We start from the raw sequence: 26,814 nt of genomic DNA, 5'->3' as shown, positions 1-26,814 counted from the left end.
TCCGTTCGTCGTCGGGTGGTCGGGCGGGCGGTCAGCCGGCCGGGACCCGTTCGTGGGCGATCCGGCGGACGGCCGCGAGCGGGATGGGCAGCCACTCGGGCCGGTTCCGGGCCTCGTAGACCGCCTCGTACACCGCCTTGTCGGCCTCGAAGGCGCGCAGCAGGACGGGGGCGCGCCGCGGGTCCGTGCCGCCCGCCTCGGCGTAGCCGGCGCAGAAGGCGCGCCGGTTGTGCACGGCCCAGGCGGAGGCGCGGCGGGCCAGCCGGGTGCCGCGCAGGTCCTGCGGGGACTGTTCGCCGGGCGGCGCGCCGAGCAGTCCGGCGAGGGCGTGGTGGGCGGCGTAGTCGAAGGACCGCAGCATGGCGGCGACGTCGCGGAGGGCGGGCTGCGGGCGGCGGCGTTCGGCCACCGAGTGCCCGGGTTCGCCCTCGAAGTCGATGAGGACCCAGTCGTCCTCGGCGCGCAGGGCCTGGCCGAGGTGCAGGTCGCCGTGGACGCGCTGGAGGTGCGGGGCGTCGCCGCGCCGCACGGCCTCGCCGAGGCTCCGCTGCACCGACCGCAGCGCCCGTTCGAGCGGAGCCAGTTGCGGCAGCTCGCGCAGGGCCTCGGTGAGCCGGCCGTCGAGCGCGCCGACGAGCGCGGCGGCCTCGGCGGTGCTCGGGGCGCGGCTGCCGAGCTGCGCGGCGAGCGCGGCGTGGACGCGGGCGGTCGCCCGTCCCAGGGCCCGCGCCTCCTCGGCGAAGCCGCCGAGCGGGGCGACCGTCTCGCACTCGCCCGCCACGCACGCGCGTGCCGCCTCGACGGCGAGCTGCCAGCCGTCGCCGCGCGAGGGGACGAACTCCTGGAGGATGGCGAGCGTGGTGCCGCCGTCCGGACCGCCCGGGGCGGACCGGATCCAGCCGAGCGGGGCGGCGGTGCGGACGCCGTCGGCGCGGTCGAGCGCGGCGAGCAGTTCGAGTTCGGGGCTGGGGCCCGGGGTGGGTCTGCGGACCACCTTGAGCAGGGCCCGGTCGCCGTAGAGAACGGAGCTGTTCGACTGTTCGGCGGTGCCGGCGCGGCCGGGCAGCCCGGTGGGCGGCGGGGCGCCGCCGTGCTCGAAGCGCAGGACGCCCGCCCGGCCGCCGAGGGCGATCCGGTCCAGCAGACGGCCCATCAGCACGGCGTCCCCGGTGGCCTCGTAGAGCACCGGGCGCCGTCCGTCGGCCAGTTCGGCGCGGCCGATCCGCACGTCGTGGCCGAGCTCCGCGGGCAGTTCGTCGCGGACGCCGACGAGCAGCTGGTACAGCTCGTCGTGCCCGGCCCGGACCACGGCGAGCAGCAGCGCCGCCGGGCCCTCGACGACCAGCTCGGCGAGGACCGGTTCGACGGGGGCGAGCGGGGTGTCCTTGCCGGCGAACCACCGCCGGGTCCGCAGCCATCCGGGCAGCCGGGCGCAGAGCGCGTCCCGCAGCGCGGGCACGTCGCGGGCGGTGCTCCCGGGGGCGCGGGCGGCGGCGGACGGTGCCGGTTCGGTCGTCGTCATGCGGCGGAGGCTCCCAGGGTGCGGTGGCCCGCCGGCCGGCGGGCCGCGACGGGCGGCAGCCGGAGGGCTGCGGGCGGGGCGGGTTCGGCGGCGGGCGCCGAGAGGACGGTCGCGGCCTGGGCGAGCGACACCATGGTCATGTGGTGGTGCCAGCCCCGGAAGGACCGCCCCTCGAAGTCGCGCAGCCCCAGCGGGTCCGCGATCTCGGCCATGTCCCGCTCGGCCTTCCGGGCGAGCGCGGCGGTGCGGTAGAGGGTGCCGACCCGGGTCCGGGTGAGGTTGGAGAGCCAGTACTCCCCCGGGGTCCGCCGGTTCGGGTGCGTCCAGGCGCCCAGGAGCACCAGGTCGGCCCGGTCGGCGCCGTCGCCGCCCGGCACCTGCGGCACCGGGAGGCGGACGGGCGTGGTGCCGACCGAGGTCGCGCGCAGGGCCTCCGCCGTGTGGTCGTACCACTCGACCGGCAGGCACCGCCGGCTCAGCGCCCGCAGCAGGTCGCCGGAGCCGCGCCGCAGCACGGCGGGGTCCACCCGGACGACGAAGGGCGTCCGGCGGCGCAGCAGTTCGCTGCAGACGCGGATGGCGTCGGACTCGCGCAGGTCCATCACGACGGGCCGGCCGGGCAGTTGCCACTCCTCGGCCATCCGGGCGACCGCGTCGATCGCGCACTGCTCCGGCGGGCAGGAACCGACGTCCTCCGGGATGGAGGCGCGGCGGCGGAGCCCGGGCTCGCCGGCCCAGGAGTCGGGGAGCGCCAGGCGCCAGTCGACGGGGCAGCTCGCCCGGTCGGAGGTGAGCCAGACGCCCATGGCGCGCTGGCAGTTGACGAACTTGCCGATCTGGGAGACCCACTGGCGCTCCACGCCGACCGAGTGGCGTCCGACCTTCTCGATGACGAGCGGCTGGACGACCCAGGCGCGGGGCGCGGTGCGCTGGAGCAGCCGCGCCAGTTCGCGGCGGACCGGCGCGGTGTGCCAGGGCGACTTGGTGATGAACTGGTAGAGGCTCTGCTCCACGCCGCCGCCGGCTCCGGCGGCCAGCGCGCGCATGGTCTTCTTCCCCTCGACGGAGAGGAGGCCGCGCATGTACATCTCGCCCCAGCGGCGCTGGTCGCTGCGGGGGATGGAGGTGAAGGTCCGGGAGACGATCTCGGCGACCGTCTCCTCGGCGACCGCCGCGGGCAGGTCCCGGTGACGCTCGTTGGACATGGCTCGGCCCTCTCCTGAGGTCGTACGGATGCAATCCGGGTGCGGTTCCGGGCGGTGTGCCGTGCCGGAACCGGCGGGCCGCGCGGGGGCGCGGGCACGCCGGACACCGGGGTCGGCGGGCCGCTGCCTGCGCCGATCCCCGGGTCCGGAGCCCGCCGGCCGCAACGGGGGGTACCTGCCGGCGGGCGTCGTGGACGGACCGGGCGGCTGAACCGTCCGGCCTCGTCGTGGGTGGAGGGCGTCCGTGGGGGGAGACGCCCCTGGTGGTCGGTCCGGGCCCGGGGCCCCGGGTCCCGGCCGTACGGCGCGGGGCGGGGCCGTCCGGGGGGCGGCGGGCGCCGCCCCCGGGACCACCGGGCTACCGGGCTACCGGGCTACCGGGCTACCGGGCTACCGGGTGATCAGCGCGCGGTCCGGTGCGAGGCGGCGGAAGAGCGGCGTCCAGTCCGCCGGCGCCGAGCCGGGCTCGTTGTAGATCTCGAAGGTCCGGCCCGCCGCCTCCGGCGTCCGCAGCGCCCGCACGCACGCCTCGGCGACGGCCGACCGGGAGACCCAGCCGCTGCCCCGGTCCTCCTGTTCGAGGCGGACCCGGCTGCCGGCGGCGGTGTCGTCCGTCAGCCAGCTGGGCCGTACGACGGTGTACGGGAGCGCCGAGTCCCGTACCGCCTCCTCACCGCGCAGCCGCCAGTCGAGCAGCCGCCCGTAGGCGTTCATCGGGTGGTCCCGACGGGTCACGAAGATCTGGCTGACCAGCACGAAGTGCGGACGCTCCCCGTGTCTGGTCGCCGCGGCGAGCACATTGCGCACACCGTCGTGCACCGTGCTCTCCGGGCAGTCGGGACCGCTCTCGGCGGTGCCCGGCTCGACGCTGAACACCACACCGGAGCAGCCGTCGAGCGCCCGCTCCAGGGTGTCGGCGTACCGGACGTCCGCCCGGTACGTCTCGACGCCCTCCGGCGGCGGCACGGAGCCGCGGTCGGGCTGCCGGCTGACCACCCTCACCGGGGTGCCGAGCCGGTGCAGGCGTCGGGTCACCAGGCCGCCGACGCGGCCGGCACCTCCGATCACTGCGATCGGACCGTCCATCGTTCTCCCCCTCCCCGGGGCGATACGCCGGTCTCCCGGCGGCACCGGGCCTCACGCCCAGCGCAGGATGTCCTCGGCGCTCCTCAGTTCCGTCTGCGCGGGCACGCCGGCCATGGCCGGGACGCGCAGCCGCGGGTAGACGGTGATCCCGAAGAACTGGGATCCGGGCCACAGCACGGCCCCGTCGCCGATCGCCGAGCGGCCTTCGAGCCGCAGCGGCCGTTCGCGCTCCGACCGCACCTCGGCCATGGGACCCACGTAGCTGTCGGCGACGTGGGCGTACGGGCCGATGACGGCGGAGTCGCCGACGGCGGAGTTGAGCAGCGTCGCGCCTTCCCGGACCTCGGCCCCGTCGCCGACGTCCGCGTGTTCCAGCCGCACCCCCGGGCCGATCTCGACCCCGCGGCCGATCCTGACGCCGGGTCCGACGACGACCGACCCCTCCTCGATCTTCTGCGCGAGGGTGGTCCCGGTGACGTCGTCCTTGGTCCGGAGGCTGGTCTCGTGGATCCAGTGCCGCGGACGGAGGCCGTCCGGGGCGTCCATGAGCCGGTTCATCTGCTCGTACGCGCCGTCGAGCACGAGCCGTACCGTGTCCAGGTAGTCCGGGACGTTGCCGAGGTCCCCGAGGCGGCCGATCGTGTGGGTCGCCACCGGCAGGCCGCGGTCGACGAGCCAGGGCAGCAGGTCGCCGCCCCAGTCGAGCCGCTGGTGGGACTGGCGGAAGAGCCCCGGGTCCCGGGCGAGGACGCGCAGCCGGTCGCAGTCGACCAGGTACATGCCCGCGTTGGTGGGCAGGGTCAGGGCCGGGTCGGCCCCGGTCCCCGGGAACAGTCCGGCGAGCTCGCCGGCTCCGGGCTTCTCCACGAAGCCCTGGACGAGTCCGAGTCCGTCGGTCCTCATGACGCCGTACTTGCCGGCGATCTCGGACGCCGTGCGGGCGACGGAGGCCACCGTGACGACCGCGCCGCGCCGGCGGTGCTCCTCCTCCATCGCCTTCAGGTCGAAGTCGAAGAGCGAGTCGACCGGCAGCACCAGCGCCCTGCCGCGCAGGTCCCACTGTTCGAGGTTGTGGAGGGTGGCGCCGGCGGATCCGACGTTGTAGCGGTCGAAGCGGGAGCGGGAGTACGTGACGTCCACGCCGTAGCGCTCGCCGTGTCCGAGCAGGAGCTTGATCTGGTTCCGGTTCTCCAGGCCGTGGGTCACCACGTAGAAGCGGCGGATCCCCTGGTCGCGGCAGGCGTCGACGACCCATTCGATGAGGCGTCTGCCCACCAGCGGGATGAGGGCCTTGCTCCGGATGTAGTCCGAGGACTTCAGGGTGATGGGCTTCGCCCGCTCCCCCCGGCCGCCGGCGAGGATGATGCCGACCGTCTCCGCGTCCGTGCTCACTGCGTCCCCTTCGAAGTCGACCATGGCGGGCATGACTGACGGTCCGGGTGCCGGAGGGCCGGTCAGCCCCAGCCGTCGTCGGCGGGCTTGGCGATCACGGAGCGGGGGCCGACGCCCCAGCCGTCGTCGGCGGAGACGACACCGGCCGAGTCGCCGGCGGAGGCCGAGGAGAGGCCCGCCTGGACACCCGCGGCGAGGGCCACGACGAGCAGGGCGGCACTGATAGCGCTTACATTTGCGGAATTCAAGAAACTCATTTCTTCCCCCTGTTGATTGGCCGAAATCATTCGCTGCCACCTGGGCGGTAGCGGCGCCTCTCGACATCCGAAATCATGCCGGAGAAAACCCGCCGGCCGAGGTTTCGGTAGCATCGTGATCACGCATTGCGAGAAGCAGAAGGGGGAGCCAATGTGTAGAAACACGGACATATCGAGCCAGACGAACGTAGCGAGGGTCTGCGACCTTGGTCTGGAGACGTATCGAAACGCGCTGCGGACCGGCCCCATTTCCGGAGAAATGCCCGAGTGTCTTCTCGAATTGGGCCTGCTCCGGCCGCTGGCCGAAAATCCGGCGATATTCGCGGCGGTCCCGCCCGACATCGCGGCAAGTGAGCTGTCCCGCCCCATCGAGCGGGCCGTTCTGGTACAGCAGCACACGATCGCCGCCCTGTACGACGCGGTGTCGGCCGCCGACGACGTGTACCGCGCCGAGCAGCGCAACTCCATCTCTCCGACCCGGGCGCTGCACGGCGGGGAGGTCATCGCGGCGGCGCTGCGCCGGGCCGCCGACGGCTGCCGGCACGAGATGCTCGCCGCCCAGCCGGGCGGCAGCCGCAGCCCCGACGTCCTCGCGTCGGTGCTGCCGCGGGACCTGGAGATGTGCGCGCGGGGCGTCAAGCAGCGGACCCTCTACCAGCACACGGTCCGCACCCACGGACCCACGCTCGCCTACATCGAGCGGGTCTCGGCGGCCGGCGCGGAGATCCGCACCCTCGACGAGATCTTCGACCGGCTCATCGTCTACGACCGGACCATCGCGTTCATCCCGGACCCCCGGCTGGAGCGGAACAGCCACGCGCTCGTGATCGAGCACCCCGGCATCGTCCACTACCTCGCCACGGTCTTCGACCACGCGTGGCAGCGCGCGGAGCCGGTGAGCATCACCCAGGAGCGGGTCCGTCCGCCGCTGATGACGAACGAGACCCGGCGAGCCGTACTGCGGCTCATGGTGGAGGGGTACACCGACACGACCATCGGCTCCCGCCTCGGCATCAGCACCCGCACGGTCTCGCACCACATCAAGAAGGCGGCCGACGAGTTCGGCAGCCGCAGCCGCGCGCAACTCGCCTACATGCTGGCGCAGTCGGAGGTCTTCACGGAGAACCAGGACTGAGGCGGGCCGGGTAGGGGCCCCGCGCCACGAACGCCCCGGGGGCCGGGTGCGGGCCCCCGCCCGCACCCGGCCCCCGGTCAGGCTCCGGCGGCACCGGCCTCCAGGCCGGCGAGGACCGCGCGCACCGCGCCGGCGCCCCCGTCGGGCGCACCGGTGTTCACCGGCACCCCGGCCACCGGTCGGCCGGGCAGCAGCCTGCCGAGTTCGGCGGCGAGGTCCGGGACGTCCGCCTCGCCGACGGCCCCGACCAGCACGAACTGACGGTGTCGGCGGTCCGTCAGTGCGGCCGCCGCGGCGGCGAGGTCCTCGTCGCCCAGATAGACGAGGTGGGCGTGCGACCGGCGCGGCCCGGGACTCCCGGCGAGTGAGGACGCCAGCGCCGTCCCCCGTTCGCCGATGGAGACCAGGCAGGTGCCCGTCCCCTCCCCGACACCGTCCGGTCCGCCCCCGCGCCCCGGTCCGTCCGCGCGCCCCGGTCCGCCCCCGCGGCCCGGCCCGTCCGCGCCGACCGCGGAACCGCCGCCGCCCGGGCGGCCCGTACCGCCCGTGCCGCCGATACCTCCTGTACCGCCCGCGTCGGACGGGGCGTCCGTTCCGGAGGAGGTGTCCGCACCGGACGTGCCGGACGTGCCGGACCCGGCGTCCGTGGCGTCCGCGCCCGCGGCGGCGGCGCCGTGCGGGTCCGTTCCCGGCGGGGCCTCGTGGACCAGCGGCGACGGGCGGACGTCGCCCGGCGGTTCCCCGGCCCAGCCGCTCTCCTCCGCACCGACCCGGATGTAGTGGGGGCGACCGGTGCGGGCCGCCTCCCGGATCACCGCCCGGGTCTCCGCCTCGCCGCACGGGACGGCGAAGGAGATGTCCGGCAGTCCGCGCAGGACCGTCTCGGCCTCCCCCCAGTCGGCCGAGGGCGAGACCACGGTGGCCCCGGCGGCCAGGAAGGCCCGGACGGCCCGGAGTTGCTCCATCGGCCGGAAGCCTCCCCCCTGGCTGAGACAGACGAACTGCCGGAAGCCGGCGACCGCCAGCCCCCTCGCCATGCTGGCCATGGCCGCCTCGACGCCGTTGAGGTCGAAGAAGCGGTCCGCGTGGGCCAGTTCGAAGGGGTGTCCGCGCCCGTCGGCCTTCCGGGCCAGGCACACCACCCGCCGGTCCTCCGCGGCGATCCTGGTCAGCTCGTCCATGTACGCCTCACAGCCCGAAAGGCTCATGAGGCGCTCACACGTCTTGGTTTCAGGGGATGGCAGACGCGGGGGCGGGGGACGGCGCCCCGCGCCGCGGACGTGCCCGCGGCGCCGCGGCCGGCGCGGGGGCGGCTCGGTTCTAACCTCACCCCGCCCCCTCCTCCGGCCGGAGCCGGGGCGTGGGCGGTGTTCATGGCGAAGCGGTGCATGTGAACCTCTTTCGTGGTTCGACTGGCGCCGGGATTCCGCCGGAGGGTCCCGACGGGCCATGACGCTGTGGAGTTCGGAGGACAGGGGGTACGGCGGACGCCGGCCACGACCGGAAGACCACCCGGAGACCACCCGGAGACCGCCGGAGGACCACCCGGAGACCGCCGGAAGACCACCCGGAGACCGCCGGAGGACCACCGGTGCCGACGGGCGGCACCGACGGGCCGCCCGGCGGGCGTCCGGGGAACCGCCGGAACCCCGGTCGGCCGGATGCCCGGAACCGGGTACGGGAACGGGCCCGCGGACTCTGTCAGGTCGCCCCGCCCGCACGTCCTCCCCGCGCCGGACGCGGGATCGGGAGAGCGCCCCGGAGCGGCGCCGTCCGCTGACGGGCGGGGGTGACGGGGTCCCGCCCGGCGGGCGGGTCATCGGGTCGGACGGGAGGAGCGGTGACGGACGGTGACGGCACGGGCGGTGTCCGTGCGGTCCGGTCAGGGCTCGGGGTTCCCGCAGGTGACGGGAGGAAGAGCGGCGGGGACGCCGGTGCGTCCCGGGCCGGCCCCGTCGGGGCGGGGACTCTCGTGACCGTTCGCTCGCGCCATGTGACTACCCCCGTGTCGGTTCCGCGGCAGATCAGTCCTGTGCCGCGGATGCCACCGTCCCGGACAAGTGCGGAGAAGCCGCCCGGACGGCTGCGCAGATCATAGCCAACCCGCCTCAGGTCGGGCCGATTTGTCACCATCGTGAGACGACCGGGGGCGGGCGGCGGCAGGGCTTCCGCGACGCACCGACACAACAGGCCCCATTAACGACATAAGCGACAGAACGGGCGCTACCGTCACTCCCATGGCTGTCGAGAGCTTCGTCCAGGACGACGACTGCGTTCCCCTCACCGGCGCGGGCGGCACCGCCCCCTCCCTGGCACTGCTCGTCCGCCCGCGCTCCGCGCCGGAGGCCGCCCGCGCGGTGCTCGGCCGGGGTGCGCGCGGCGTCGTCGCGCGCGGCCACGGCGGCACGTGCGGGGACGCGGCGCAGAACGCGGGCGGGACGGTCCTCGACCTCACCGGGCTCGACCGGATCCAGGGCCTCGACGCGACGGCGGGCGTGGTGGTGTGCGAGGCCGGCACCGGGCTCGACCGGCTGGCCCGGGCACTGCTGCCGCACGGCTGGCAGCCCCCGCTCGACCTCGCCGGCGGCCTCCGCCCGGCCGGACGCCGGGGCCCGGGCACCGTCGGCGGCGCGCTCGCCTCCGGAGGCCTCGCCGGGCGGCTCCGCTCGCTCGAACTCCTCACCGCCGACGGCTCCGTCCGCACCGTGCGACCCGGCGATCCGCTCTGCGACGCGACCACCGGCGGGCTCGGCCTCACCGGCGTGATCCTCTCCGCCACCCTCGCGCTGCGGCCCGTCGAGACCGCCTACCTCCGGGACCGCGCCACCGGCTTCCGCGACGCCGACGCGCTCCTCGCCCACTGGACCGGCGACGCCCCCGGGGAACGGCACGCGCGCGCGTGGGTCGAGCTGTCCGGACGGGGCCGCGCCGTCCTGACGACCGCCGAGCCCGTCCCGTACGACGGACTCCCCCGGGGCCACCGGGCCCGCCGCGACCCGCTCGCGCCGCCCCGCTCCGGCGGGGCGGGCGGACTGCGGCCGCTGCCGGGCCTCGCCCGCGCGCACGCGCTCCTCCCGTCCGGCCTCCGGGCCCTCTCCGCCCTCCCCGCACCCGCCGGAACGGCCACCGGTCCGGGATCAGGTCCGGGTCACGTGACCGGCACGTCCGCCGGCCGGTCCCGCCCCACCGGCCCCCTCGCCGCCCTCGGCGGCTTCGGACTCCCCCTCCCGGGCCTCCCCGGACTTCCCGGCGCGCCCGGTCCCGTCGGGCCGTTCGTGCGCTACCGGTGCGCGGTCCCCGAGGGGCGCGAGGAGGCGCTGCGCGGGATCCTCGCGCTCCTCGCCCACCGGCGCTCCCCCGCCCGCGCCGCCCGGCACGCGCGCGTGGAGCGGGTCCACGCGGACGGGACGGGCCCGCTGGCGTTCCCGGTGCGCGGCTGGTGCCTCGCGCTCGACGTGCCCGCCGGCGCGCGCGGGCTCGGCCCGTTCCTCGACCTCGTCGACGAGCGGGTGGCGGCGGCCGGCGGGCGGGTCTGCCTCGCCGAGGACGCCCGGCTGCGGCCCGCGCTGCTCCCCGTCATGTACCCGCGGCTCGACGCCTTCCGCGAGCTGCGGGCCGCACACGATCCCCGGTCCGTCTTCCGCTCGGACCTCGCCCGCCGCCTCGGCGTCTGGAAGTCATGGGAGTGATGTCGTGAAGGACGCCTTCGGTGCCCCTCAGTCCCTGCTGCTGCTCGGCGGCACGTCCGCCATCGGCCTCGCCACCGCGCGGCGGCTGATCGCCCGCCGCACCCGCACGGTCTGGCTGGCCGGCCGCCCCTCCCCCGAACTGGCCGCGGCCGCCGGGTCGCTGCGCGCGCTGGGGGCGGAGGTCCGCGTCGTGCCCTTCGACGCGCTCGACACCGACGCGCACGCGGAGCGGCTCGGGCGGGTCTTCGCGGAGGGCGACGTCGATCTGGTGCTGCTCGCCTTCGGGATCCCCGGCGACCAGACGCGCGACGAGGCCGATCCGGCGGCGGCGGTCCGGGTCGCGCAGACCAACTACACGGGCGCCGTCTCGGCGGCGCTGGTGTGCGCTGCGGCGCTCCAGGCGCAGGGGCACGGCTCGCTGGTGGTGCTCTCCTCGGTGGCGGGCGAGCGGGGGCGGCGGGCCGACTTCATCTACGGCTCGTCCAAGGCGGGGCTCGACGTCTTCGCGCAGGGACTGGGGGACGCGCTGTACGGCACGGGGGTGCACGTGATGGTGGTGCGGCCGGGTGCCGTGCGCCGGCCGGGGACGGCGGGGCGGCCCGGGGGGCCGACGGCGACGACCCCGGAGGCGGTGGCGGGCGCGATCGAGCTGGGGCTGCGGCGCCGCTCGGAGACGGTGTGGGTGCCGGGTCCGCTGCGGCTCGTGGCCTCGGCGCTGCGGCACGTGCCCCGGCCCCTGCACCGGCGGCTGCCGGTGTGAGCCGTACGGGCTCCGCTCAGGAGGCGGAGCCCACCGGGCTGCCGCCCTGGGCCGGGACGGCCGGGACGGCGGAGACGGGCCGGCCGCTGCCGAACTCGTAGTCGTACAGCTTCCGCCACACGCCGTCCGCGCCCTGCTCGTAGAGGGCGAAGGAGGAGCAGGTCCAGGCGGCCTCGTAGCCGGCGAGCTCGGCGAGGGCCCGGTCCATGGCCTCCTCGTCGATGCCGTGGGCGACGGTGACGTGCGGGTGGTAGGGGAACTGGAGCTCGCGGACCAGCGGCCCGGCCTCCTCGCGGAGGCGGGCCTGGAGGAGGTCGCACCCGGCGACGCCCTCGGCGAGGGTGACGAAGACCACCGGGGAGAGCGGCCGGAAGGTGCCGGTGCCGCTCAGCCGGATCGCGAAGGGGAGCCAGTCGGCGGCGACGGCGGCGAGGTGCGCCTGGATCTCCGGCAGCCGGTCCCGGTCGACCTCGGTCGGCGGGACGAGGGTGACGTGGGTGGGGATGGCGTGCGCGGCGGGGTCGCCGAAGCCCGCGCGCCGCTCCTGGAGCAGGCTGCCGTGAGGCTCCGGGACCGCGATCGAAACGCCGAGCGTTACGGTCCCCACGTCGTTCTCCTCCGTCGTCTCGGTCGGTCGGTGTGTGGTGGTGCAGCCGCCAGTGTGCGGCCTGCACCACCCTGATGGCCAGGGTCCTCGGACCCCGTGCCGGCTCAGTGCTTCGCGGGCAGGAAGCCGATCTTCTCGTAGGTCTGCGCCAGGGTCTCGGCGGCGACCGCGCGGGCCTTCTCCGCGCCCTTGGCCAGGACCGAGTCCAGCGTCTCCGGGTCGTCCAGGTATTCCTGGGTGCGGGTCCGGAAGGGGGTGACGAAGTCCACCATGACCTCGGCGAGGTCGGTCTTGAGGGCGCCGTACATCTTGCCCTCGTAGCTCTTCTCCAGCTCCGCGATGCCGGTGCCCGTGAGGGTGGACATGATCGTGAGCAGGTTGGAGACGCCGGCCTTGTTCTCCGGGTCGAAGCGGATCACCGTGTCGGTGTCGGTGACGGCGCTCTTGACCTTCTTGGCGGTGACCTTCGGGTCGTCCAGGAGGTTGATGAGGCCCTTCGGCGTGGACGCCGACTTGCTCATCTTGATCGTCGGGTCCTGGAGGTCGTAGATCTTCCCGGTCTCCTTGACGATGTACGGCGCCGGGACGGTGAAGGTGTCGCCGAAGCGGCCGTTGAAGCGCTCCGCGAGGTCGCGGGTCAGCTCGATGTGCTGGCGCTGGTCCTCGCCGACCGGGACGTGCGTGGCCTGGTAGAGCAGGATGTCCGCGACCTGGAGGATCGGGTAGGTGAAGAGGCCGACCGTGGCGCGGTCGGCGCCCTGCTTGGCGGACTTGTCCTTGAACTGGGTCATGCGGGAGGCCTCGCCGAAGCCGGTGAGGCAGTTCATGACCCAGCCGAGCTGCGCGTGCTCGGGGACGTGGCTCTGGATGAAGAGGGTGCAGCGCTCCGGGTCGAGGCCGGCGGCGAGGAGCTGCGCGGCGGCGAGACGGGTGTTGGCACGGAGCTCGGCCGGGTCCTGGGGGACCGTGATGGCGTGCAGGTCGACGACCATGTAGAAGGCGTCGTGGGTCTCCTGGAGCGCGACGTACTGCCGGATCGCACCGAGGTAGTTGCCGAGGTGGAACGAGCCCGCGGTGGGCTGGATTCCGGAGAGCGCGCGGGGACGTGCATCAGAGGCCATGCACATCATTCTCTCAGGTGTGGGAACCGATCCCCGACTGCCGGTGTACCAAGAGTGTGAGGACACGGGAGGGGGGCTCGGCCGTCGTCGACGAGAGCGCCGTGATCGCCCGGGTGCGCGCCGGAGAGCCGGAGGCGTACGCGGAGCTGGTCCGCGCGCACACGGCGGTGGCGCTGCGGGCGGCGGTGGCGTGCGGGGCGGGTGCGGAGGCCGAGGACGTGGTGCAGGCGGCGTTCTTCAAGGCGTACCGCTCGCTGGGGAGTTTCCGGGAGGGGGCGTCCTTCCGGCCGTGGCTGCTGAGCATCGTGGCCAATGAGACGAGGAACACACTGCGTTCGGCGGGCCGGCAGCGGGCGGTGGCGGGCCGGGAGGCGGAGCTGCTCGCGGGCGAGCCGCTGATACCGGAGTCGGCGGACCCGGCGGTGGCGGTGGTGGACGGCGAGCGGCGCCGGCGGCTGTGGGCGGCGCTGGACGGGCTGCCGGAGGAGCACCGGCGGGTGGTGGTGCACCGCTATCTGCTGGAGCTGGACGAGGCGGAGACGGCCGAGGCCCTGGGGTGGCCGCGGGGGACGGTGAAGTCGCGGCTGAGCCGGGCGCTGAGGAAGCTGGGGCTGGCGATGGGGGCGCGGGAGGCGAAGGGAGGTGGGGAGCGTGCGTGAGGACGAGGGGCCGGCGGGGTCCGGGGGGCTGCCGGAGGAGCTGCGGGAGCTGGGGCGGTCGCTGCGGGTGCCGGAGGTGGACGGCGAGTCGATGGCCGAGCGGGTGCTCGCCCGGATCCTGGCCGAGCACGTGCCGGCGCCGGTGGTCGAGGAGGAGCCGGAGCCGTGGGGGTGGCTGCGGCGGAGGTGGCGGGCCCTGCTCGCGGCGCTGTCGGGGGTGCTGGTGGTGGCGGTGCTGACGCCGCCGGTGCGGGCCGCGGTGGTGGAGTGGCTGGGCGTCGGCGGGGTCGTGGTGGAGTACGCGCCGGGGGCGCCGCCGGTGGCGGCGGCGGAGGTTCCGGGGTGCCCGGACGCGGTGCCGGTGGCGGAGGCGGCCCGGCGGGCGGGGTTCGCGCCGCCGCTGCCGGAGGGGGTGGCCGGGGCGGTCGCGTCGGTGACGGGGCGGGCGCCGACGGCGGTGGCCGGCGTCTGCTGGCGGTCGGCGGCCGGGGCGGCGGTCCGGCTGGACGTGTTCCCCGGCACGCTGGACCCGGGCTTCGTGAAGGAGGTCCGGGTGCAGCCGGAGCCGGTGGCGCTGGCGGACGGGACGGCGGCGTACTGGTTCGCCGAGCCCCACCGGCTGGCCTTCCCGCTCTCCTCGGTCGAGGGCCGGTGGCGGCAGGAGGTGCGGACGGCGGGGCCGACGCTGCTGTGGGTCCGCCCGTCGGCGGGGCTGACGCTCCGGCTGGAGGGGATACCGGACCGGGCGGAGGCGCTGCGGGTGGCGGCCTCCGTCCGGTAGCCGGCCGGGGGTCAGGCGGGCAGGCCCGGGGCCGGGTGGGCGGCCATCAGCTCGGCGACCTCGCCGCGGACCTTGGTGAGGGTGTCCTCGTCCGCGGACGCGGCGGCGGTGACGGCGAGGTCGATCCAGTCGGCGACCTGCTCCATGTGGGCGGGGGTGAGGCCGCGGGAGGTGAGGGAGGGGGTGCCGATGCGGATGCCCGAGGGGTCGAAGGGCTTCCGGGTGTCGTAGGGGACGGTGTTGTGGTTGACGACGATGCCGGCGCGGTCGAGGGCCTTGGCCGCGGTCTTGCCGGGGACCTGCTTGGGGGTGAGGTCCATGAGGATCAGGTGGTTGTCGGTGCCGCCGGAGACCAGGTCGAAGCCGCGGGCGAGGAGGGCTTCGGCGAGGGCCGCGGCGTTGGCGACGACGGTGTGGGCGTACTCCCGGAAGGAGGGCTGGGAGGCCTCGTGGAGGGCGACGGCGATGGCGGCGGTGGTCTGGTTGTGCGGGCCGCCCTGGAGGCCGGGGAAGACCGCCTTGTCGAGGGCCTTGGCGTGCTCCTCGGTGGACATGAGCATGGCGCCGCGCGGGCCGCGGAGGGTCTTGTGGGTGGTGGTCGAGACGACGTCCACGTGCCCCACCGGGGAGGGGTGGGCGCCGCCGGCGATCAGACCGGCGATGTGGGCGACGTCGGCGACGAGGACGGCGCCGGCCTCGCGGGCGATCTCCCCGAAGGCGGCGAAGTCGATGGTGCGGGGCAGCGCGGTGCCGCCGCAGAAGAGCACCTTGGGGCGTTCGGCGAGGGCGAGCTCGCGGACCTGGTCGTAGTCGATGAGGCCGGTGTCCCGGCGGACGCCGTACTGGACGCCGCGGAACCAGGTGCCGGTGGCGGAGACGCCCCAGCCGTGGGTGAGGTGGCCGCCCATGGGCAGCGCCATGCCCATCACGGTGTCGCCGGGCTGCGCGAAGGCGAGGTGGACGGCGAGGTTGGCCGGGGAGCCGGAGTAGGGCTGGACGTTGGCGTGGGCGACGCCGAAGAGGGCCTTGGCGCGCTCGACGGCGAGGGTCTCGACCTGGTCGACGACCTGCTGGCCCTCGTAGTAGCGGCGGCCGGGGTAGCCCTCGCTGTACTTGTTCTGGAGGACGGTGCCGGAGGCTTCGAGGACGGCGGCGGAGACGTAGTTCTCGCTCGGGATGAGGCGGAGGGTGTCGGCCTGGAGCCGTTCCTCGGCGGAGACGAGGGCGGCGAGGGCGGGGTCGGCGGCGGCGAGCGCGGGGTGGCCGGCGGTCTGCTGCGGGGTGGTCACGTGTTCCTCCGGGAGTACGTCGGAGCGTCCCGGGGCGGGTGCCGCACGGGACGCGGGGCGGTCCCGTGATGCCCAGGCGAGCGGCACCTCGTGTGGTGGAGCGCGCGCGGCTCCCCCGGGGTCGGTTCCCCGTACGCCAGTCGCCGTGCGTGGGGACAGGGTAACGGGCGCGTCGTCGCGCGAGGTTTCCCCGTCCGGGATGCGAGCGACGATAAGAAGGGGCCACCACACACCCCGGCCGCAGGACGATCGGAGATCCCGTGTCGAGAACGCAAGACGAGATCGCTGCCTCGGACGCGCACAGCGCCCACAACTACCACCCCCTGCCCGTCGTCGTCGCCTCCGCGGAGGGGGCCTGGATGACCGATGTCGAGGGGCGCCGCTTCCTCGACATGCTCGCCGGCTATTCGGCGCTGAACTTCGGGCACGGCAACCGCCGGCTGATCGAGGCGGCGAAGGCCCAGCTGGACCGGGTGACGCTCACCTCGCGGGCGTTCCACCACGACCGTTTCGCCGAGTTCTGCACCCGGCTGGCGGAGCTGTGCGGCAAGGAGGCGGTGCTGCCGATGAACACCGGGGCGGAGGCGGTCGAGACGGCCGTGAAGACCGCCCGGAAGTGGGGGTACGAGGTGAAGGGCGTGCCGGACGGGCACGCGAAGATCGTGGTCGCGGGGAACAACTTCCACGGGCGGACGACGACGATCGTCTCCTTCTCGACCGACCACGACGCCCGGGACCACTTCGGTCCGTACACCCCGGGCTTCGAGATCGTGCCGTACGGCGACCTGACGGCGCTGGAGGCGGCGGTCACCGAGAACACGGTGGCGGTGCTGCTGGAGCCGATCCAGGGCGAGGCGGGCGTGCTCGTGCCGCCTGCCGGTTATCTGCGCGGGGCCCGGGAGCTGACGTCCCGGCGGAACGTGCTGTTCATGGCGGACGAGATCCAGTCGGGCCTGGGCCGGACGGGCCGGACCTTCGCCTGCGAGCACGACGGCGTGGTCCCGGACGTGTACATCCTGGGCAAGGCGCTGGGCGGCGGGGTCGTGCCGGTGTCCGCGGTGGTCGCGGACACGGACGTGCTGGGCGTGTTCCGGCCGGGCGAGCACGGTTCGACCTTCGGCGGGAACCCGCTGGCCTGCGCGGTGGCGCTGGAGGTGATCGCGATGCTGCGGACCGGGGAGTACCAGCAGCGGGCGGCGGAGCTCGGCGAGCACCTGCACGCGGAGCTGGGGCTGCTCGTGGGCGGCGGCGCGGTGGAGGCGGTGCGGGGCCGCGGCCTGTGGGCGGGCGTGGACGTCGCGCCGGCGCGGGGCACGGGCCGGCGGATCTCGGAGCGGCTGATGGAGCGGGGGGTGCTGGTGAAGGACACCCACGGTTCGACGATCCGGATCGCGCCGCCGCTGGTGATCTCGAAGGAGGACCTGGACTGGGGCCTGGAGCAGCTGCGGGCGGTCCTCTCGGACTGACCGGGTCCGCTTCCGGGGCGGCGGCGGGTCCGCCGCCCCGGGGCAACTCCGGCCATTGACACCGGAGTTGGTCTAGGCCAATGATGCCGCCATGCCGAGACTCCGTCTGCGTCACGCCGTGCGGGGCGCGCTCGCCGCCCTCGTCCCGCTCACCCTCCTGGGGGCCGTCGGCGGTCCCGCGCACGCCGCCCCGCGGGCGGCCTGGCCCGAGCCCGCACCCGTGGTCTCCCGGGTCGAGACCACCGACCCGGTCGTCTTCCTCACCATCGACGACGGCTGGTTCCACGACCCGGCCGCGGCGCGGCTGCTGCTCGACCGCCGGGTGCCCGCCTCGCTCTTCCTGCTCCCGGGGGCGTACTCGTACGACTCCGGCTACTTCCACCGGCTGCTCGACCACGGGCGGGTGCGGATCGAGAACCACACGGTCGGCCATCCGGACCTCACCACGCTCGACGCGGCCGGCCAGAAGGCCGAGGTCTGCGGGGCCCGGGACGCGCACCTCGCGGAGTTCGGCGACGGGCCGCGGCTGCTGCGCCCGCCCTACGGGGCGTACGACGCCACCACCCGGACCGCCGCCCGCGCCTGCGGGGCGAAGGCCGTGGTGACGTGGACGCACGACCTGACCACCTGGGGCCAGTGGACCCCGCCGACGCCGTCCCTGAAGGCCGGCGACATCATCCTGCTGCACTTCAACGAGACGCTGGAGCAGGACCTGGAGCGGGCCCTGGCGCTCGCCGAGGCGGCCGGCCTGAGGCCGGCGCCGCTGCGGGAGTACGTCCCGGAGTAGGCGCCGGGACCGGAGGTCAGAGGATGACGTGCGGGAGGAAGCGGGCGTACTCGTCGGTGACGGGGCCCGCCGACTCACGGATCCCGAGCCCCGCCGCCTCGTCCTCGACCACCCAGGCGCCCAGCAGGGTGCGGTTGCCGTCGAAGTCGGGCAGCGGCGCCAGGCCCTGGTAGCAGCAGGGCTCGTCGCGGACGACGGGCTCGCCGCCGGGCTCGTGCAGGGTGACGCCGGCGCCCTCCCGGCCGAGCAGCGGCTTGGCCGCCCAGCCGGTGGTCGTCGCCAGCTCGCGCGGCCCGTCGAGGTAGGCGGGCAGCAGGTTGGGGTGGCCGGGGTAGAGCTCCCAGAGGATCGCGAGCAGCGCCTTGTTGGAGAGCAGCATCTTCCAGGCGGGCTCGATCCAGCAGGTGGTGCCGGAGCCGCCGCCGTTGTCCAGGGTGGACAGGACGTGCTTCCCGAAGCGGTCGGTGACCAGCCACTCCCACGGGTAGAGCTTGAAGCAGCTGCGGATGAAGCGCAGCTTCTCGTCGACGAAGCGGCGGGAGAGCCGGTCCCAGCCGATCCGCTCCACGGAGAGCGCCTCGGTGGCGAGCCCGGCCTGCTCGGCGGTCTCCCGGAGGTACGCGACCGTCATCAGGTCCTCGCCGAGCTCGTCCGTCTCGGAGTGGGCGAAGTGGACCGGGCCGGGCGGCAGCAGCGGCGCCTGCCGCCTCCAGGCGTCGACCAGGCGCTCGTGGAGCGAGTTCCACTGGTCGGCTCCGGGGAAGCGCTCCTCCATCCAGAACCACTGCGGGCTCGCCGCCTCCACCAGGGAGGTCGGGGTGTCCGCGTTGTACTCCAGCATCTTCGCCGGGCCGGTGCCGTCGTAGACGAGGTCGAAGCGGGCGTAGAGGGAGGGCAGTTCGGCACGCCGCCGCCAGGACTCGGCGACCCGTCCGGCGATCCTCGGATCGGTGATCCCGAGGTCGGCGAAACGATCCCGCTCGACGATGTGCGCGGCCGCCGCGAGGCACATGGCGTGCAGCTCCTCGACGACCTCCTCCAGCGCCTCGACCTCGGGCAGCGTGAAGGAGTAGTACGCGCTCTCGTCCCAGTACGGGCGCAGCGACCCGTCCGGGTAGCGGGTCAGCGGATAGACGAGCCCCTGCTCCTCGACCGTCTCCTGCCAGCCCGGACGGGGCTCGATGGTGTGCCGTTCCACGGTGCCGGTCCGCCCGCCTCAGCCGCCGCTCGACCCGGAGGACGAGCAGCCGAAGCCGCCGGTGTCGACGGCCTTCCGGTCGAAGCTGCCGCCGGACACCCGCGCGTTGCTGACGGAGCCGCCGTAGTAGTAGGCGCCGCGGGTGGTCGAGCCGTTGTCGTCATCGTCGTCGTCGCCCGAACCGCCGGTCTCGCACCGGTAGCCCGGCAGCTCCTCCAGCGTCACCGGGTCCGCGCACCGGCGGTCGGGTTCGGCGCCGCAGGCGGTGATCGTCGCCGCGAGCACGCCCATACCGCCGAGCACCACCGTGCTCGACCTGAGCCTCCGCATGTCTCGCCCTCCCCTTCGCGTGGCCGCGCACCCTCGTGTGCGACGGCGCCTGCGCGCGGCCGTTCGTATGACCGCGGGCCTCGCGACCGCACAGTGTAGGCCGCCGCTTTCCGGCCTCGGCGCCTAGAGTCCCTATGTGCTCTTCGGTATGGTTTGCGCGCTCGGATCGGCCCTCTGCTTCGGCGCGGCCACCGTCTTCCAGGCCGCCGCCGCCCGGGCGGCGGAACCCGGCACGGGCAGCGGGGTGGACGTCGGGCTGCTGTGGCGGGCGCTGCGGCAGTGGCGGTACGTCGTCGGCCTCGGGCTCGACGGCCTCGGCTTCGCCCTGGAGGTCGTCGCCCTGCGCACGCTCCCCCTGTACGCGGTCGGCGCCGCGCTCGCCGCGAGCCTCGCCGTCACGGCGGCGCTGGCCTCCCGGATGCTCGGGGCGCGGCTGAGCGGGATCGAGTGGGGCGCGGTCGCGGCGGTCTGCGCGGGGCTCGCCATGCTGGCCCTGGCGGCGGGCCGGGAGGGCCACCGGACCGGCCCCGACGCCCTGCCCTGGGCGCTGCTCGGGATCGCGGCGGGGGTGCTGCTGCTCGGCGCGGCGGCGGGCCGGCTGCCGGACCGGTCCCGCGCGCTGGTCCTGGGCCTCGGCTCCGGGATCGGCTTCGGGGTGGTCGAGGTGGCGGTGCGCCTCCTCGACGGCGTCGACCTCGCCGATCCCGCGCTGTGGGCCCTGCTGCTCGGCGGCGGGGCGGCCTTCCTGCTGCTCACCTCGGCCTTCCAGCGGGGCTCCGTGACGACGGCGACGGCGGGCATGGTCCTCGGCGAGACCCTCGGCCCCGCGGCGGCGGGCGTCGTCTGGCTCGGCGACCGCACCCGGGAGGGCCTCGACTGGCTGGCCCTCGCCGGCTTCGCGCTCGCCGTGGCCGCCTCCCTCGCCCTCGCCCGCTTCGGCGACCCCCCGGCGGCCCGGTAGCCGCGGCGGGGGGGGCGGGCGCGGGCCGGGGTCAGGGGCGGAGGCGGGCGGAGAAGGGACGGGTGGCGAGGGTGGCGCCGGCGGAGGTCAGGTGGCCGCCCGCGGCGAACGCGCGGAAGGTGCGGCCGGGGAGCCGGACCGGCAGGACGCGACGCCGGCGGCCCGTGGCCGCGAGGTAGGCGCGGGCCAGGTCCGCGAAGGGGACGGCCTCCGGCCCGCCGAGGTCGGGCACGCGTCCCGCCGGCTCCCCCTCGGCGAGCTCCGCGAGCCGGTCGGCGACCTCGCCCACGTCGACCGGCTGGTCCGGGACGCCCGCCGGCACCGGCATGACGAGCGGCACCCGGGCCGCGGCGGCGAGGACCTTCAGGACCAGGTCGTGGAACTGGGTGGCCCGCAGCACCGTCCAGCCGATCCCGGACTCCTCGACGAGCCGTTCCACCGCGAGCTTGGCGCGGTAGTAGGGCAGCGGGACCCGGTCGACGCCGACGATCGAGATCTGGACGAGGTGGCGGACCCCGGCCCGGCGGGCCGCCGCGATCAGCCGCCGGGCCGCCTCCTCGTCGCCGCCGCGCGGACTGGACGCGCAGTGCACCACGGTGTCGACCCCCGCCAGGGCGGCGTCGAGACCGGTGCCGCGCCGCAGGTCCACCGGATGGGTGGGGGAGCTCCGGCTCAGCTCGCGGACCTCGTGTCCGGCCGCGGCGAGGCGGGCGCACAGCGGCCTTCCGAGGGTGCCGGTGGCTCCCGTCACCAGGATCGTCTTCCTCGCCGTCGTCATCGCGCGGGGCTCCTTCCGGACGCGGGCGCTCCCCGTGGAGCGCCCGTCTCCCCCCTCGGACCCCGGGGAACCCCCCGGATGTGACGGTTTCAGGCGCCGGATTCCGGATACGTGGCGAACCGCCGGGTCGCGTGTACCAGTTTGTCGGGGTTCGACACGAACCACACCTCGTTGATCAGGCCGTCCGCGCCGACCGCCACCGAAGCGACGCCGACGATCCGCCCGCCGACGTGGACCACGATCCCGGGAGCGCCGTTGACCCCGGCGACCGTGCGCGAGGTGCCCTCCCCGGTGCGGCGGGCGACGCCGGCGAGGAAGCGGAGGACGTGGTCGCGGCCCCGGACGGGGCGGAGCGCCGCCCTGACCCTGCCGCCGCCGTCGCTCCACCAGACGACGTCGCGCGCGAGGATCCTCTCCAGGCCGGCGAGGTCGCCGTCCCTGGCGGCGGCGACGAAGGACTCGACGAGCTCCCGGCGCCGCTCGGGCGCGGGCGCGTCGAAGCGGGCGGCGACCCCGTCCCCGAGGGGCTCGGCGACGCGCCGGGCGGCCCGGCCGTACAGCTGGCGGCAGTGGGCCTCGCCGAGGTCGAGAACGCCGGCGATCTCCCGGTGCGGATAGCCGAAGGCCTCGCGGAGCACGTACACCGCGCGCTCGGCGGGGGTGAGCCGTTCCAGGAGCAGGAGCAGGGCCGTGGAGACGTCGTCGCGGGATTCGGCGGCCTCCGACGGGCCGGCGCCGGGCGCGCCGAGGAGGCCGGGCGCCGGCGAGAGGACCGGCTCGGGCAGCCAGGTCCCGGTGTACCGCTCGCGCGTGGCGCGGGCGGAGGTGAGCCGGCTGAGGCACAGGTGGGTGACGACCTTGGCGAGCCAGGCGCCGGGGTGGACGACGGCGTCCCGGTCGGTGCCGTTCCAGCGCAGGTAGGCGTCCTGGACGGCGTCCTCGGCCTCCGCGGCGGACCCCAGCATCCGGTAGGCGAGCCCGAAGAGCCGGGGCCGGTGGGCGGTGAACTCCCGCGCGGCGGCCTCCGCGTCGGGCCCGGGGCGCCCGTCGGGGGCGGGATGCGACCTCACGCCCCCACCCTGCCAGACGCGCCTCCGCCCGCCCCACCGGCCCTGCCGCCCCCACCGGCCGCCGCTCCTGCCCTCCGTGCCGCGCCTCGGCCGTCCCCGCCGCCTCCGCCCGCCGTGCCGCCCGCCCGGCCGCCGTCCGGCTCGCGGTCCTCCCCCGCCCTGCCCGCCCCGCCCGCCTTACCGGCCCCCGTCGGCCTCCCCCGCCTCGTCCGTGCCCTCTCCGAGGCCCTCCAGGACCCCGCAGAGGGCCTGGAGGGCGCCGTGCCAGCCGCTGTCCGGCGGGGTGCCGTAGCCGACGACGAGGCCGTCCTGGGCGGCGCCGACGGCCTCCGGGTGCCGGAACTGGCCGAGGCCCTGCACCGCGAGGCCGTGCCAGGCGGCGGAGCGCAGCGCCGCCTGTTCGGTGCCGGGCGGCAGCGAGAGGACCGCGTGCAGGCCCGCCGCGATGCCGCCGACCCGGACGCCGGGCGCGTGCGCGGCGAGCGCGGCGACGAGTTCGTCCCGGCGCCGCCGGTAGCGCAGCCTCATGGCCCGCACGTGCCGGTCGTGCGCCCCCGAGGCGAGCCACTCGGCGAGGGCGAGCTGGTCGGGGGTGCCGCACATCCAGTCCACGACCTCCCCCTTCGCCGCGGCCACCTCGTCGACGAGCTCCTCCGGGAGCACCATCCAGGCGAGCCGCAGCCCGGGCGCGAGGGACTTGCTGGCGGTGCCGATGTGGACCACCCGGTCGGGGGCCAGCCCCTGGAGCGCCCCGACGGGCTGCCGGTCGTAGCGGAACTCGCCGTCGTAGTCGTCCTCCAGGACGAATCCGCCGGCCGACCGCGCCCAGTCGACGACGGCCGTCCGCCGGTCCGGCGGCAGGGCCCCGCCGAGCGGGAACTGGTGGGCGGCGGTCAGCAGCACCGCGCCCGGCTCCGCGCCCGTCAACGCGTCGACCCGGGTGCCGCGTTCGTCGAACGGCAGCGCGGGGGCGGCGAGGCCCGCCTTCCGCAGCAGCCCCGCGTACAGCCCGAGTCCGTACGACTCCACCGCCACCGCCCGGGTGCCGCGCGCCCGCAGCACCTGGCCGAGGAGCATCAGGCCGTGTGCGAACCCCGCGCAGACCACGATCCGTTCGGGCCGCGCGTGGACTCCCCGGGCGCGGGCCAGGTATCCGGCGAGTTCGGCGCGCAGTTCGGCGCGGCCGCGCGGATCGCCGTACCCGAAGGCCTCGTTGGGGGCGGCGGTGAGCGCCCGCCGGTACGCCTTGAGCCAGGCGGCGCGCGGGAAGGAGGCGAGGTCGGGGGCGCCTGTCCTGAGGTCGTACGCGGGGACGGGTGCCCGCCGCCGGGAGGCGCGGGCGGGGGCGCCGCCCGGCGGACGCCACGGGGTGCCGCCCGGGGCGGGCGCCCCCGCGGCCGGCCGGGGGCGGGGGCTCCCGGCGGGGCCGCGGGCCGGCTCCGGGGCGGGCGGCGGGGCGGGGCGGCTGGCGACCCGGGTGCCGGAACCCTGGCGGGCGGTGAGCCACCCTTCGGCAATCAGTTCGGCGTAGGCGTCGGCGACGGTGTTCCGGGCCACCCCGAGGTCCGCCGCGAGCTGGCGCGAGGAGGGCAGCCGGGTGCCCGGCGCGAGCCGCCCGCCCCGCACGGCCTCGCGCAGGGCGTCCATGAGGCCGGCCCGCAGCCGGGGGCCGCGGGGCTCCAGGTGGAGGTCGGCGCCGAAAGTGGCCCAGTCGTTCCCCATGGGAATGGACCATAGCGGCATGCCATCCACTCCGTACGGTGGCTTCATGACCACCACCGTGAACCCCCCCGCCCCGGTCCTCGCCCACGAGCACGCGCCCCGCATGAACCTCGCCGAGCAGGCGCCCGAGTTCTACCGGGCGATGCTCCGGCTGGAGCAGGAGGCCGCCAAGGGCGTGGACCCGGCCCTCTACCACCTGATCAAGATCCGGGCCTCGCAGATCAACCACTGCGCGTTCTGCCTCGACATGCACACCAAGGACGCCCTGGCCGAGGGCGAGACCGTCGAGCGGGTCGTGCAGCTCGCCGCCTGGCAGGAGTCCCGGCACTTCTACACGGAGCGGGAGCTGGCGGCGATCGCCCTCACCGAGGCCGTCACCGTCCTCACCGACGGCTTCGTCCCCGACGAGGCGTACGCGGCGGCCGCCGAGCACTTCGAGGAGGCCGAGCTGGCCCGGGTGATCGCGGCGATCATCGTGATCAACTCCTGGAACCGCATCGCCGTCACCACCCGCATGGTGCCGGGGCACTACACCCCGCGCTCCCGCTGACCCGCGGAGGAACGGACGGAGCCCCCGGCCGGGAGGACCGGGGGCTCCGTCACGCGTGCGCCGGGTGCGCGGCCCGGGCGGGGCCGGGCTCGCGGACCGCGTCGCGCGGTGGTTCCCGACGCTCCCCTCGCACGGCTCGGCCCCGGAGGGCCTCACCGGCTTCGGAGAGCTGCGCCGGACTCCGTCCGGCGGGGTGCTCGGCTCAGATGAGGCCGAGCTCGCGGACCGCGTCGCGCTCCTCCGACAGCTCCTTGACGGAGGCGTCGATGCGGGCGCGGGAGAAGTCGTTGATCTCCAGGCCCTGGACGATCTCGTACGCGCCGTCCTTGCAGGTGACCGGGAAGGAGGAGATCAGGCCCTCCGGGACGCCGTAGGAGCCGTCCGACGGGACGCCCATGGAGGTCCAGTCGCCCTCGGCGGTGCCGTTGACCCACGTGTACACGTGGTCGATGGCGGCGTTCGCGGCCGAGGCGGCGGAGGAGGCGCCACGGGCGTCGATGATCGCGGCGCCGCGCTTGGCGACGGTCGGGATGAAGGTGTCGGCCAGCCACGCCTCGTCGTTCACGACGTCGGCGGCGTTCTTGCCGGCGATCTCCGCGTGGAAAATGTCCGGGTACTGGGTCGCGGAGTGGTTGCCCCAGATGGTGAGGCGCTTGATGTCCGTGACCGAGGAGCCGGTCTTCTGGGCCAGCTGCGTCAGGGCGCGGTTGTGGTCCAGGCGGGTCATCGCGGTGAAGCGCTCGGCCGGGACGCCCTTGGCGGCCGACTGGGCGATCAGGGCGTTGGTGTTGGCCGGGTTGCCGACGACGAGGATCTTGACGTCGTCGGCGGCGTGGGCGGCGATGGCCTCGCCCTGCGGCTTGAAGATGCCGCCGTTGGCGGCGAGCAGGTCGCCGCGCTCCATGCCCGGGCCGCGCGGGCGGGCGCCCACGAGCAGACCGATGTTGGCGCCCTCGAAGCCCTTGTTCGGGTCGTCGAAGATGTCGATGCCCTTGAGCAGCGGGAACGCGCAGTCGTCGAGCTCCATGGCGGTGCCCTCGGCGGCCTTGACGCCCTGCGGGATCTCGAGGAGGCGCAGCTTGACCGGCACGTCCGCGCCGAGCAGGTGGCCGGAGGCGATGCGGAAGAGCAGCGCGTAGCCGATCTGGCCGGCCGCGCCGGTCACGGTGACATTCACGGGAGTGCGGGTCATGGCGATCTCCGTAAGACAGCTGGCGGTGGGGTTCCCTGCCCCTGAGGCTGGATACCGCTCCATGATCGATCGATGTCTCGATGTGAAGAGATATCCGGCGGTCAGGCTATCGGACCCGGACCCGTCCGCACCCCCACCCCCTTGTGGTGCGGCTCACCTCCCGGCGCGTTTCACCCTCCCGTGCAGCCGTCGCCGCCGTCGGAGAGGCTCGCGCAGGCGCGGGCGGCGGCGGCCGAGGCGACCGGGATCATCGGCGTGTACGCGTCGGTGTCGGCGCCGCCCTCGACGTTCGCGATCTGGATGGCGGTCCCGGCCTGGACGCTGACCTCGTCCCCCTCGGCCCCGCCGGTGATCCGGGCCCAGGCGGCGGCGCAGACGGCGCTGTGCCGGACCTCGACGAGGGCGGAGCCCACGCGGGTGCGGGCCACGGTGGTGGCGAGCGGGCCGCCGCACCCCATGGACTCCGGGTCCCGGCCGCCGCAGTCGGCGCCGGTGCACGAGACGCCCTCGGGGAGGCTGGGGGCCGGGGCGGCGGTGGTGGCGGCCGGGGTCGTCGGGGCGGCGGCGGGCGGCGCGTCGGAGCCGCCGAGGTCGACGAGGAGGAGGGCCGCGGTGACGACGAGCGCGGCGCCGGCGATCCCGGCGGCGTAGAGCAGCGGGGTCGCGCGCCGGCGCCTCCCGGGGGCGGGGCCGGCCGGCGCGGGCGCGGGCCGGGGTGCGGGTCCCTGCGGCGGGACCTTCCGGATCCGCATGGTCCGGTCGGCGGGCGCCTCCTCCGGGGCCCCGCCCCCGGCGGGTTCCCCCTCCGGCGCGTGCGCCCGGTCCCGTACGCCGTCCGGGGCCGGGTCCGGCGACGGCCGGGGCGCGGGTGCGGCCCCGCTTCCCGGCGGGGAGGGCCACGGGGACGGCGCGGGCGCCCGGCCGGGCTCGGGCGCCGCCCGGGGCCCGGCCGCCGACGGCCCGGCCGGTACGGCGCGTTCGCGCAGCGTCCGCTTCCAGGCGCGGTCCGCGTGCTCCCAGTGGGCGGTGAGGGGGCCGAGATCGGCACCGGTGACGTCGGAGAGGGCGACGACGGCGCTCCTGGGGACGGGCCCGCGGGCGTGCAGGTAGGCGTCCCAGTCGGCCCGGTCGTGGCCCGTGCGTTCGGCGACGGCGACGACACCGAGGCCGCTGCGGTCGATGACCAGCCGCAGGCGCTCCGTGAACGTCCGCACGTCCGGATCGAGTTCGTCGGACAGCGACTTCCACGCCGACATG

The 26,814-nt window shown here is 75.7% G+C and carries 25 protein-coding genes and 1 riboswitch; of the genes, 9 read left to right on the top strand and 16 right to left on the bottom strand.

Annotated elements, in window-relative coordinates; all coding sequences use genetic code 11:
• Window positions 1–31: 31 nt before the first annotated feature.
• The 5 genes from IE287_RS02370 to IE287_RS02350 all read right to left on the bottom strand — a co-directional run bounded on the left by IE287_RS02370 (window position 32) and on the right by IE287_RS02350 (window position 5,408).
• On the bottom strand, window positions 32–1,522 hold the full coding sequence (locus IE287_RS02370; RefSeq protein ID WP_189847145.1) for a maltokinase N-terminal cap-like domain-containing protein: 1,491 nt from the start codon (window positions 1,520–1,522) through the stop codon (window positions 32–34).
• Window positions 1,519–2,727 (bottom strand): IS701 family transposase, encoded by a 1,209-nt coding sequence (locus IE287_RS02365; RefSeq protein WP_189847144.1) that lies wholly within the window; start codon window positions 2,725–2,727, stop codon window positions 1,519–1,521. The genes IE287_RS02370 and IE287_RS02365 overlap by 4 nt, the downstream gene beginning before the upstream one ends.
• 390 nt (window positions 2,728–3,117) lie before the next feature.
• Entirely contained in the window at window positions 3,118–3,813 is a 696-nt protein-coding gene (locus IE287_RS02360) for an SDR family oxidoreductase (protein ID WP_189847143.1), read from the bottom strand.
• 51 nt (window positions 3,814–3,864) lie between these two features.
• Window positions 3,865–5,205: a sugar phosphate nucleotidyltransferase gene (locus IE287_RS02355; RefSeq protein ID WP_229883229.1), complete on the bottom strand. Its 1,341-nt coding sequence runs from the start codon at window positions 5,203–5,205 to the stop codon at window positions 3,865–3,867.
• 62 nt (window positions 5,206–5,267) lie between these two features.
• A complete protein-coding gene (locus tag IE287_RS02350) occupies window positions 5,268–5,408 on the bottom strand; it encodes a hypothetical protein (RefSeq protein ID WP_189847141.1) in 141 nt (46 codons plus the stop codon).
• Between the two features lie 313 nt (window positions 5,409–5,721).
• Here IE287_RS02350 and IE287_RS02345 point away from each other — a divergent pair, with 313 nt between their 5' ends.
• Window positions 5,722–6,597: a LuxR C-terminal-related transcriptional regulator gene (locus tag IE287_RS02345; RefSeq protein WP_189847140.1), complete on the top strand. Its 876-nt coding sequence runs from the start codon at window positions 5,722–5,724 to the stop codon at window positions 6,595–6,597.
• Between the two features lie 77 nt (window positions 6,598–6,674).
• Here the strand turns inward: IE287_RS02345 and IE287_RS02340 are convergent, their stop codons facing one another.
• Window positions 6,675–7,805 carry a transketolase family protein gene (locus tag IE287_RS02340; protein ID WP_189847139.1) on the bottom strand — a complete coding sequence of 377 codons (1,131 nt, stop codon included), beginning with the start codon at window positions 7,803–7,805 and terminating at the stop codon, window positions 6,675–6,677.
• A gap of 1,029 nt (window positions 7,806–8,834) precedes the next feature.
• On the opposite strand from IE287_RS02340, the gene IE287_RS02335 reads away from it, so the two are divergent.
• Together IE287_RS02335 and dprE2 are read left to right on the top strand one after the other, a co-directional pair.
• Window positions 8,835–10,286, top strand: a complete 1,452-nt coding sequence (locus IE287_RS02335; RefSeq protein ID WP_189847138.1) for an FAD-binding oxidoreductase — start codon at window positions 8,835–8,837, stop codon at window positions 10,284–10,286.
• A gap of 4 nt (window positions 10,287–10,290) precedes the next feature.
• Window positions 10,291–11,046: a decaprenylphospho-beta-D-erythro-pentofuranosid-2-ulose 2-reductase gene (dprE2, locus tag IE287_RS02330; RefSeq protein WP_189847137.1), complete on the top strand. Its 756-nt coding sequence runs from the start codon at window positions 10,291–10,293 to the stop codon at window positions 11,044–11,046.
• A 16-nt stretch (window positions 11,047–11,062) separates the two neighbouring features.
• On the opposite strand, the gene IE287_RS02325 is transcribed toward dprE2, so the two are convergent.
• Window positions 11,063–11,653: a 2'-5' RNA ligase family protein gene (locus IE287_RS02325; RefSeq protein ID WP_189847136.1), complete on the bottom strand. Its 591-nt coding sequence runs from the start codon at window positions 11,651–11,653 to the stop codon at window positions 11,063–11,065.
• A 104-nt stretch (window positions 11,654–11,757) separates the two neighbouring features.
• Window positions 11,758–12,774, bottom strand: coding sequence for a tryptophan--tRNA ligase (trpS, locus tag IE287_RS02320; protein ID WP_189847135.1), 1,017 nt, complete (start codon window positions 12,772–12,774; stop codon window positions 11,758–11,760).
• Window positions 12,775–12,830: 56 nt separating this feature from the next.
• Between trpS and IE287_RS02315 the strand changes: the two genes are divergently transcribed.
• Both IE287_RS02315 and IE287_RS02310 read left to right on the top strand, forming a co-directional pair.
• Complete coding sequence (locus tag IE287_RS02315; protein ID WP_189847134.1) at window positions 12,831–13,433, top strand: RNA polymerase sigma factor; 603 nt, start codon at window positions 12,831–12,833, stop codon at window positions 13,431–13,433.
• Window positions 13,426–14,214: a hypothetical protein gene (locus IE287_RS02310; RefSeq protein WP_189847133.1), complete on the top strand. Its 789-nt coding sequence runs from the start codon at window positions 13,426–13,428 to the stop codon at window positions 14,212–14,214. The genes IE287_RS02315 and IE287_RS02310 overlap by 8 nt, the downstream gene beginning before the upstream one ends.
• Window positions 14,215–14,225: 11 nt before the next feature.
• On the opposite strand, the gene glyA is transcribed toward IE287_RS02310, so the two are convergent.
• Window positions 14,226–15,503: a serine hydroxymethyltransferase gene (glyA, locus tag IE287_RS02305; protein WP_189847132.1), complete on the bottom strand. Its 1,278-nt coding sequence runs from the start codon at window positions 15,501–15,503 to the stop codon at window positions 14,226–14,228.
• Between the two features lie 63 nt (window positions 15,504–15,566).
• A riboswitch (ZMP/ZTP riboswitch) is annotated at window positions 15,567–15,657 on the bottom strand.
• 106 nt (window positions 15,658–15,763) lie between these two features.
• On the opposite strand from glyA, the gene rocD reads away from it, so the two are divergent.
• Window positions 15,764–16,969 carry an ornithine--oxo-acid transaminase gene (gene rocD / locus IE287_RS02300; RefSeq protein ID WP_189847131.1) on the top strand — a complete coding sequence of 402 codons (1,206 nt, stop codon included), beginning with the start codon at window positions 15,764–15,766 and terminating at the stop codon, window positions 16,967–16,969.
• A 91-nt stretch (window positions 16,970–17,060) separates the two neighbouring features.
• On the top strand, window positions 17,061–17,756 hold the full coding sequence (locus IE287_RS39045) for a polysaccharide deacetylase family protein (RefSeq protein ID WP_189847130.1): 696 nt from the start codon (window positions 17,061–17,063) through the stop codon (window positions 17,754–17,756).
• A 16-nt stretch (window positions 17,757–17,772) separates the two neighbouring features.
• Here IE287_RS39045 and IE287_RS02290 read toward each other — a convergent pair whose 3' ends face one another.
• Both IE287_RS02290 and IE287_RS02285 read right to left on the bottom strand, forming a co-directional pair.
• Window positions 17,773–18,954, bottom strand: a complete 1,182-nt coding sequence (locus IE287_RS02290) for a glutathionylspermidine synthase family protein (protein WP_189847129.1) — start codon at window positions 18,952–18,954, stop codon at window positions 17,773–17,775.
• An 18-nt stretch (window positions 18,955–18,972) separates the two neighbouring features.
• Window positions 18,973–19,284, bottom strand: a complete 312-nt coding sequence (locus IE287_RS02285) for a hypothetical protein (protein WP_189847128.1) — start codon at window positions 19,282–19,284, stop codon at window positions 18,973–18,975.
• 148 nt (window positions 19,285–19,432) lie between these two features.
• Here IE287_RS02285 and IE287_RS02280 point away from each other — a divergent pair, with 148 nt between their 5' ends.
• Entirely contained in the window at window positions 19,433–20,245 is an 813-nt protein-coding gene (locus IE287_RS02280; protein WP_189847127.1) for a hypothetical protein, read from the top strand.
• A gap of 31 nt (window positions 20,246–20,276) precedes the next feature.
• Here the strand turns inward: IE287_RS02280 and IE287_RS02275 are convergent, their stop codons facing one another.
• The 3 genes from IE287_RS02275 to pdxR all read right to left on the bottom strand — a co-directional run bounded on the left by IE287_RS02275 (window position 20,277) and on the right by pdxR (window position 23,815).
• Window positions 20,277–21,023 carry an SDR family oxidoreductase gene (locus IE287_RS02275; RefSeq protein ID WP_189847126.1) on the bottom strand — a complete coding sequence of 249 codons (747 nt, stop codon included), beginning with the start codon at window positions 21,021–21,023 and terminating at the stop codon, window positions 20,277–20,279.
• 89 nt (window positions 21,024–21,112) lie between these two features.
• Window positions 21,113–22,093 carry an RNA polymerase sigma factor SigJ gene (gene sigJ / locus IE287_RS02270; RefSeq protein ID WP_189847125.1) on the bottom strand — a complete coding sequence of 327 codons (981 nt, stop codon included), beginning with the start codon at window positions 22,091–22,093 and terminating at the stop codon, window positions 21,113–21,115.
• Between the two features lie 177 nt (window positions 22,094–22,270).
• A complete protein-coding gene (pdxR, locus tag IE287_RS02265) occupies window positions 22,271–23,815 on the bottom strand; it encodes a MocR-like pyridoxine biosynthesis transcription factor PdxR (protein ID WP_189847124.1) in 1,545 nt (514 codons plus the stop codon).
• A 46-nt stretch (window positions 23,816–23,861) separates the two neighbouring features.
• Between pdxR and IE287_RS02260 the strand changes: the two genes are divergently transcribed.
• Window positions 23,862–24,365: a carboxymuconolactone decarboxylase family protein gene (locus IE287_RS02260; RefSeq protein WP_189847123.1), complete on the top strand. Its 504-nt coding sequence runs from the start codon at window positions 23,862–23,864 to the stop codon at window positions 24,363–24,365.
• Window positions 24,366–24,567: 202 nt separating this feature from the next.
• On the opposite strand, the gene IE287_RS02255 is transcribed toward IE287_RS02260, so the two are convergent.
• Window positions 24,568–25,557: a malate dehydrogenase gene (locus IE287_RS02255; RefSeq protein ID WP_189847122.1), complete on the bottom strand. Its 990-nt coding sequence runs from the start codon at window positions 25,555–25,557 to the stop codon at window positions 24,568–24,570.
• 170 nt (window positions 25,558–25,727) lie between these two features.
• Window positions 25,728–26,813, bottom strand: a complete 1,086-nt coding sequence (locus IE287_RS39040; protein WP_189847121.1) for a DUF2690 domain-containing protein — start codon at window positions 26,811–26,813, stop codon at window positions 25,728–25,730.
• Window position 26,814: the final 1 nt, after the last annotated feature.

The organism is Streptomyces omiyaensis, assembly GCF_014650895.1.
In the GTDB taxonomy this organism is placed as follows: domain Bacteria; phylum Actinomycetota; class Actinomycetes; order Streptomycetales; family Streptomycetaceae; genus Streptomyces; species Streptomyces omiyaensis.
This window is presented reverse-complemented; position numbering and strand designations above follow the sequence as displayed.

What these genes read in the sequence shown, in the direction of transcription:
- IE287_RS02370 (WP_189847145.1), bottom strand. Translation starts at nt 1,522, where the DNA reads ATGACGACGACCGAACCGGCACCGTCCGCCGCCGCCCGCGCCCCCGGG.
- IE287_RS02365 (WP_189847144.1), bottom strand. Translation starts at nt 2,727, where the DNA reads ATGTCCAACGAGCGTCACCGGGACCTGCCCGCGGCGGTCGCCGAGGAG.
- IE287_RS02360 (WP_189847143.1), bottom strand. Translation starts at nt 3,813, where the DNA reads ATGGACGGTCCGATCGCAGTGATCGGAGGTGCCGGCCGCGTCGGCGGC.
- IE287_RS02345 (WP_189847140.1), top strand. Translation starts at nt 5,722, where the DNA reads ATGCCCGAGTGTCTTCTCGAATTGGGCCTGCTCCGGCCGCTGGCCGAA.
- IE287_RS02340 (WP_189847139.1), bottom strand. Translation starts at nt 7,805, where the DNA reads ATGAGCCTTTCGGGCTGTGAGGCGTACATGGACGAGCTGACCAGGATC.
- IE287_RS02335 (WP_189847138.1), top strand. Translation starts at nt 8,835, where the DNA reads ATGGCTGTCGAGAGCTTCGTCCAGGACGACGACTGCGTTCCCCTCACC.
- trpS (WP_189847135.1), bottom strand. Translation starts at nt 12,774, where the DNA reads ATGGCCTCTGATGCACGTCCCCGCGCGCTCTCCGGAATCCAGCCCACC.
- IE287_RS39045 (WP_189847130.1), top strand. Translation starts at nt 17,061, where the DNA reads ATGCCGAGACTCCGTCTGCGTCACGCCGTGCGGGGCGCGCTCGCCGCC.
- IE287_RS02285 (WP_189847128.1), bottom strand. Translation starts at nt 19,284, where the DNA reads ATGCGGAGGCTCAGGTCGAGCACGGTGGTGCTCGGCGGTATGGGCGTG.
- IE287_RS02280 (WP_189847127.1), top strand. Translation starts at nt 19,433, where the DNA reads ATGGTTTGCGCGCTCGGATCGGCCCTCTGCTTCGGCGCGGCCACCGTC.
- IE287_RS02275 (WP_189847126.1), bottom strand. Translation starts at nt 21,023, where the DNA reads ATGACGACGGCGAGGAAGACGATCCTGGTGACGGGAGCCACCGGCACC.
- pdxR (WP_189847124.1), bottom strand. Translation starts at nt 23,815, where the DNA reads ATGGGGAACGACTGGGCCACTTTCGGCGCCGACCTCCACCTGGAGCCC.
- IE287_RS02260 (WP_189847123.1), top strand. Translation starts at nt 23,862, where the DNA reads ATGACCACCACCGTGAACCCCCCCGCCCCGGTCCTCGCCCACGAGCAC.
- IE287_RS02255 (WP_189847122.1), bottom strand. Translation starts at nt 25,557, where the DNA reads ATGACCCGCACTCCCGTGAATGTCACCGTGACCGGCGCGGCCGGCCAG.
- IE287_RS39040 (WP_189847121.1), bottom strand. Translation starts at nt 26,813, where the DNA reads ATGTCGGCGTGGAAGTCGCTGTCCGACGAACTCGATCCGGACGTGCGG.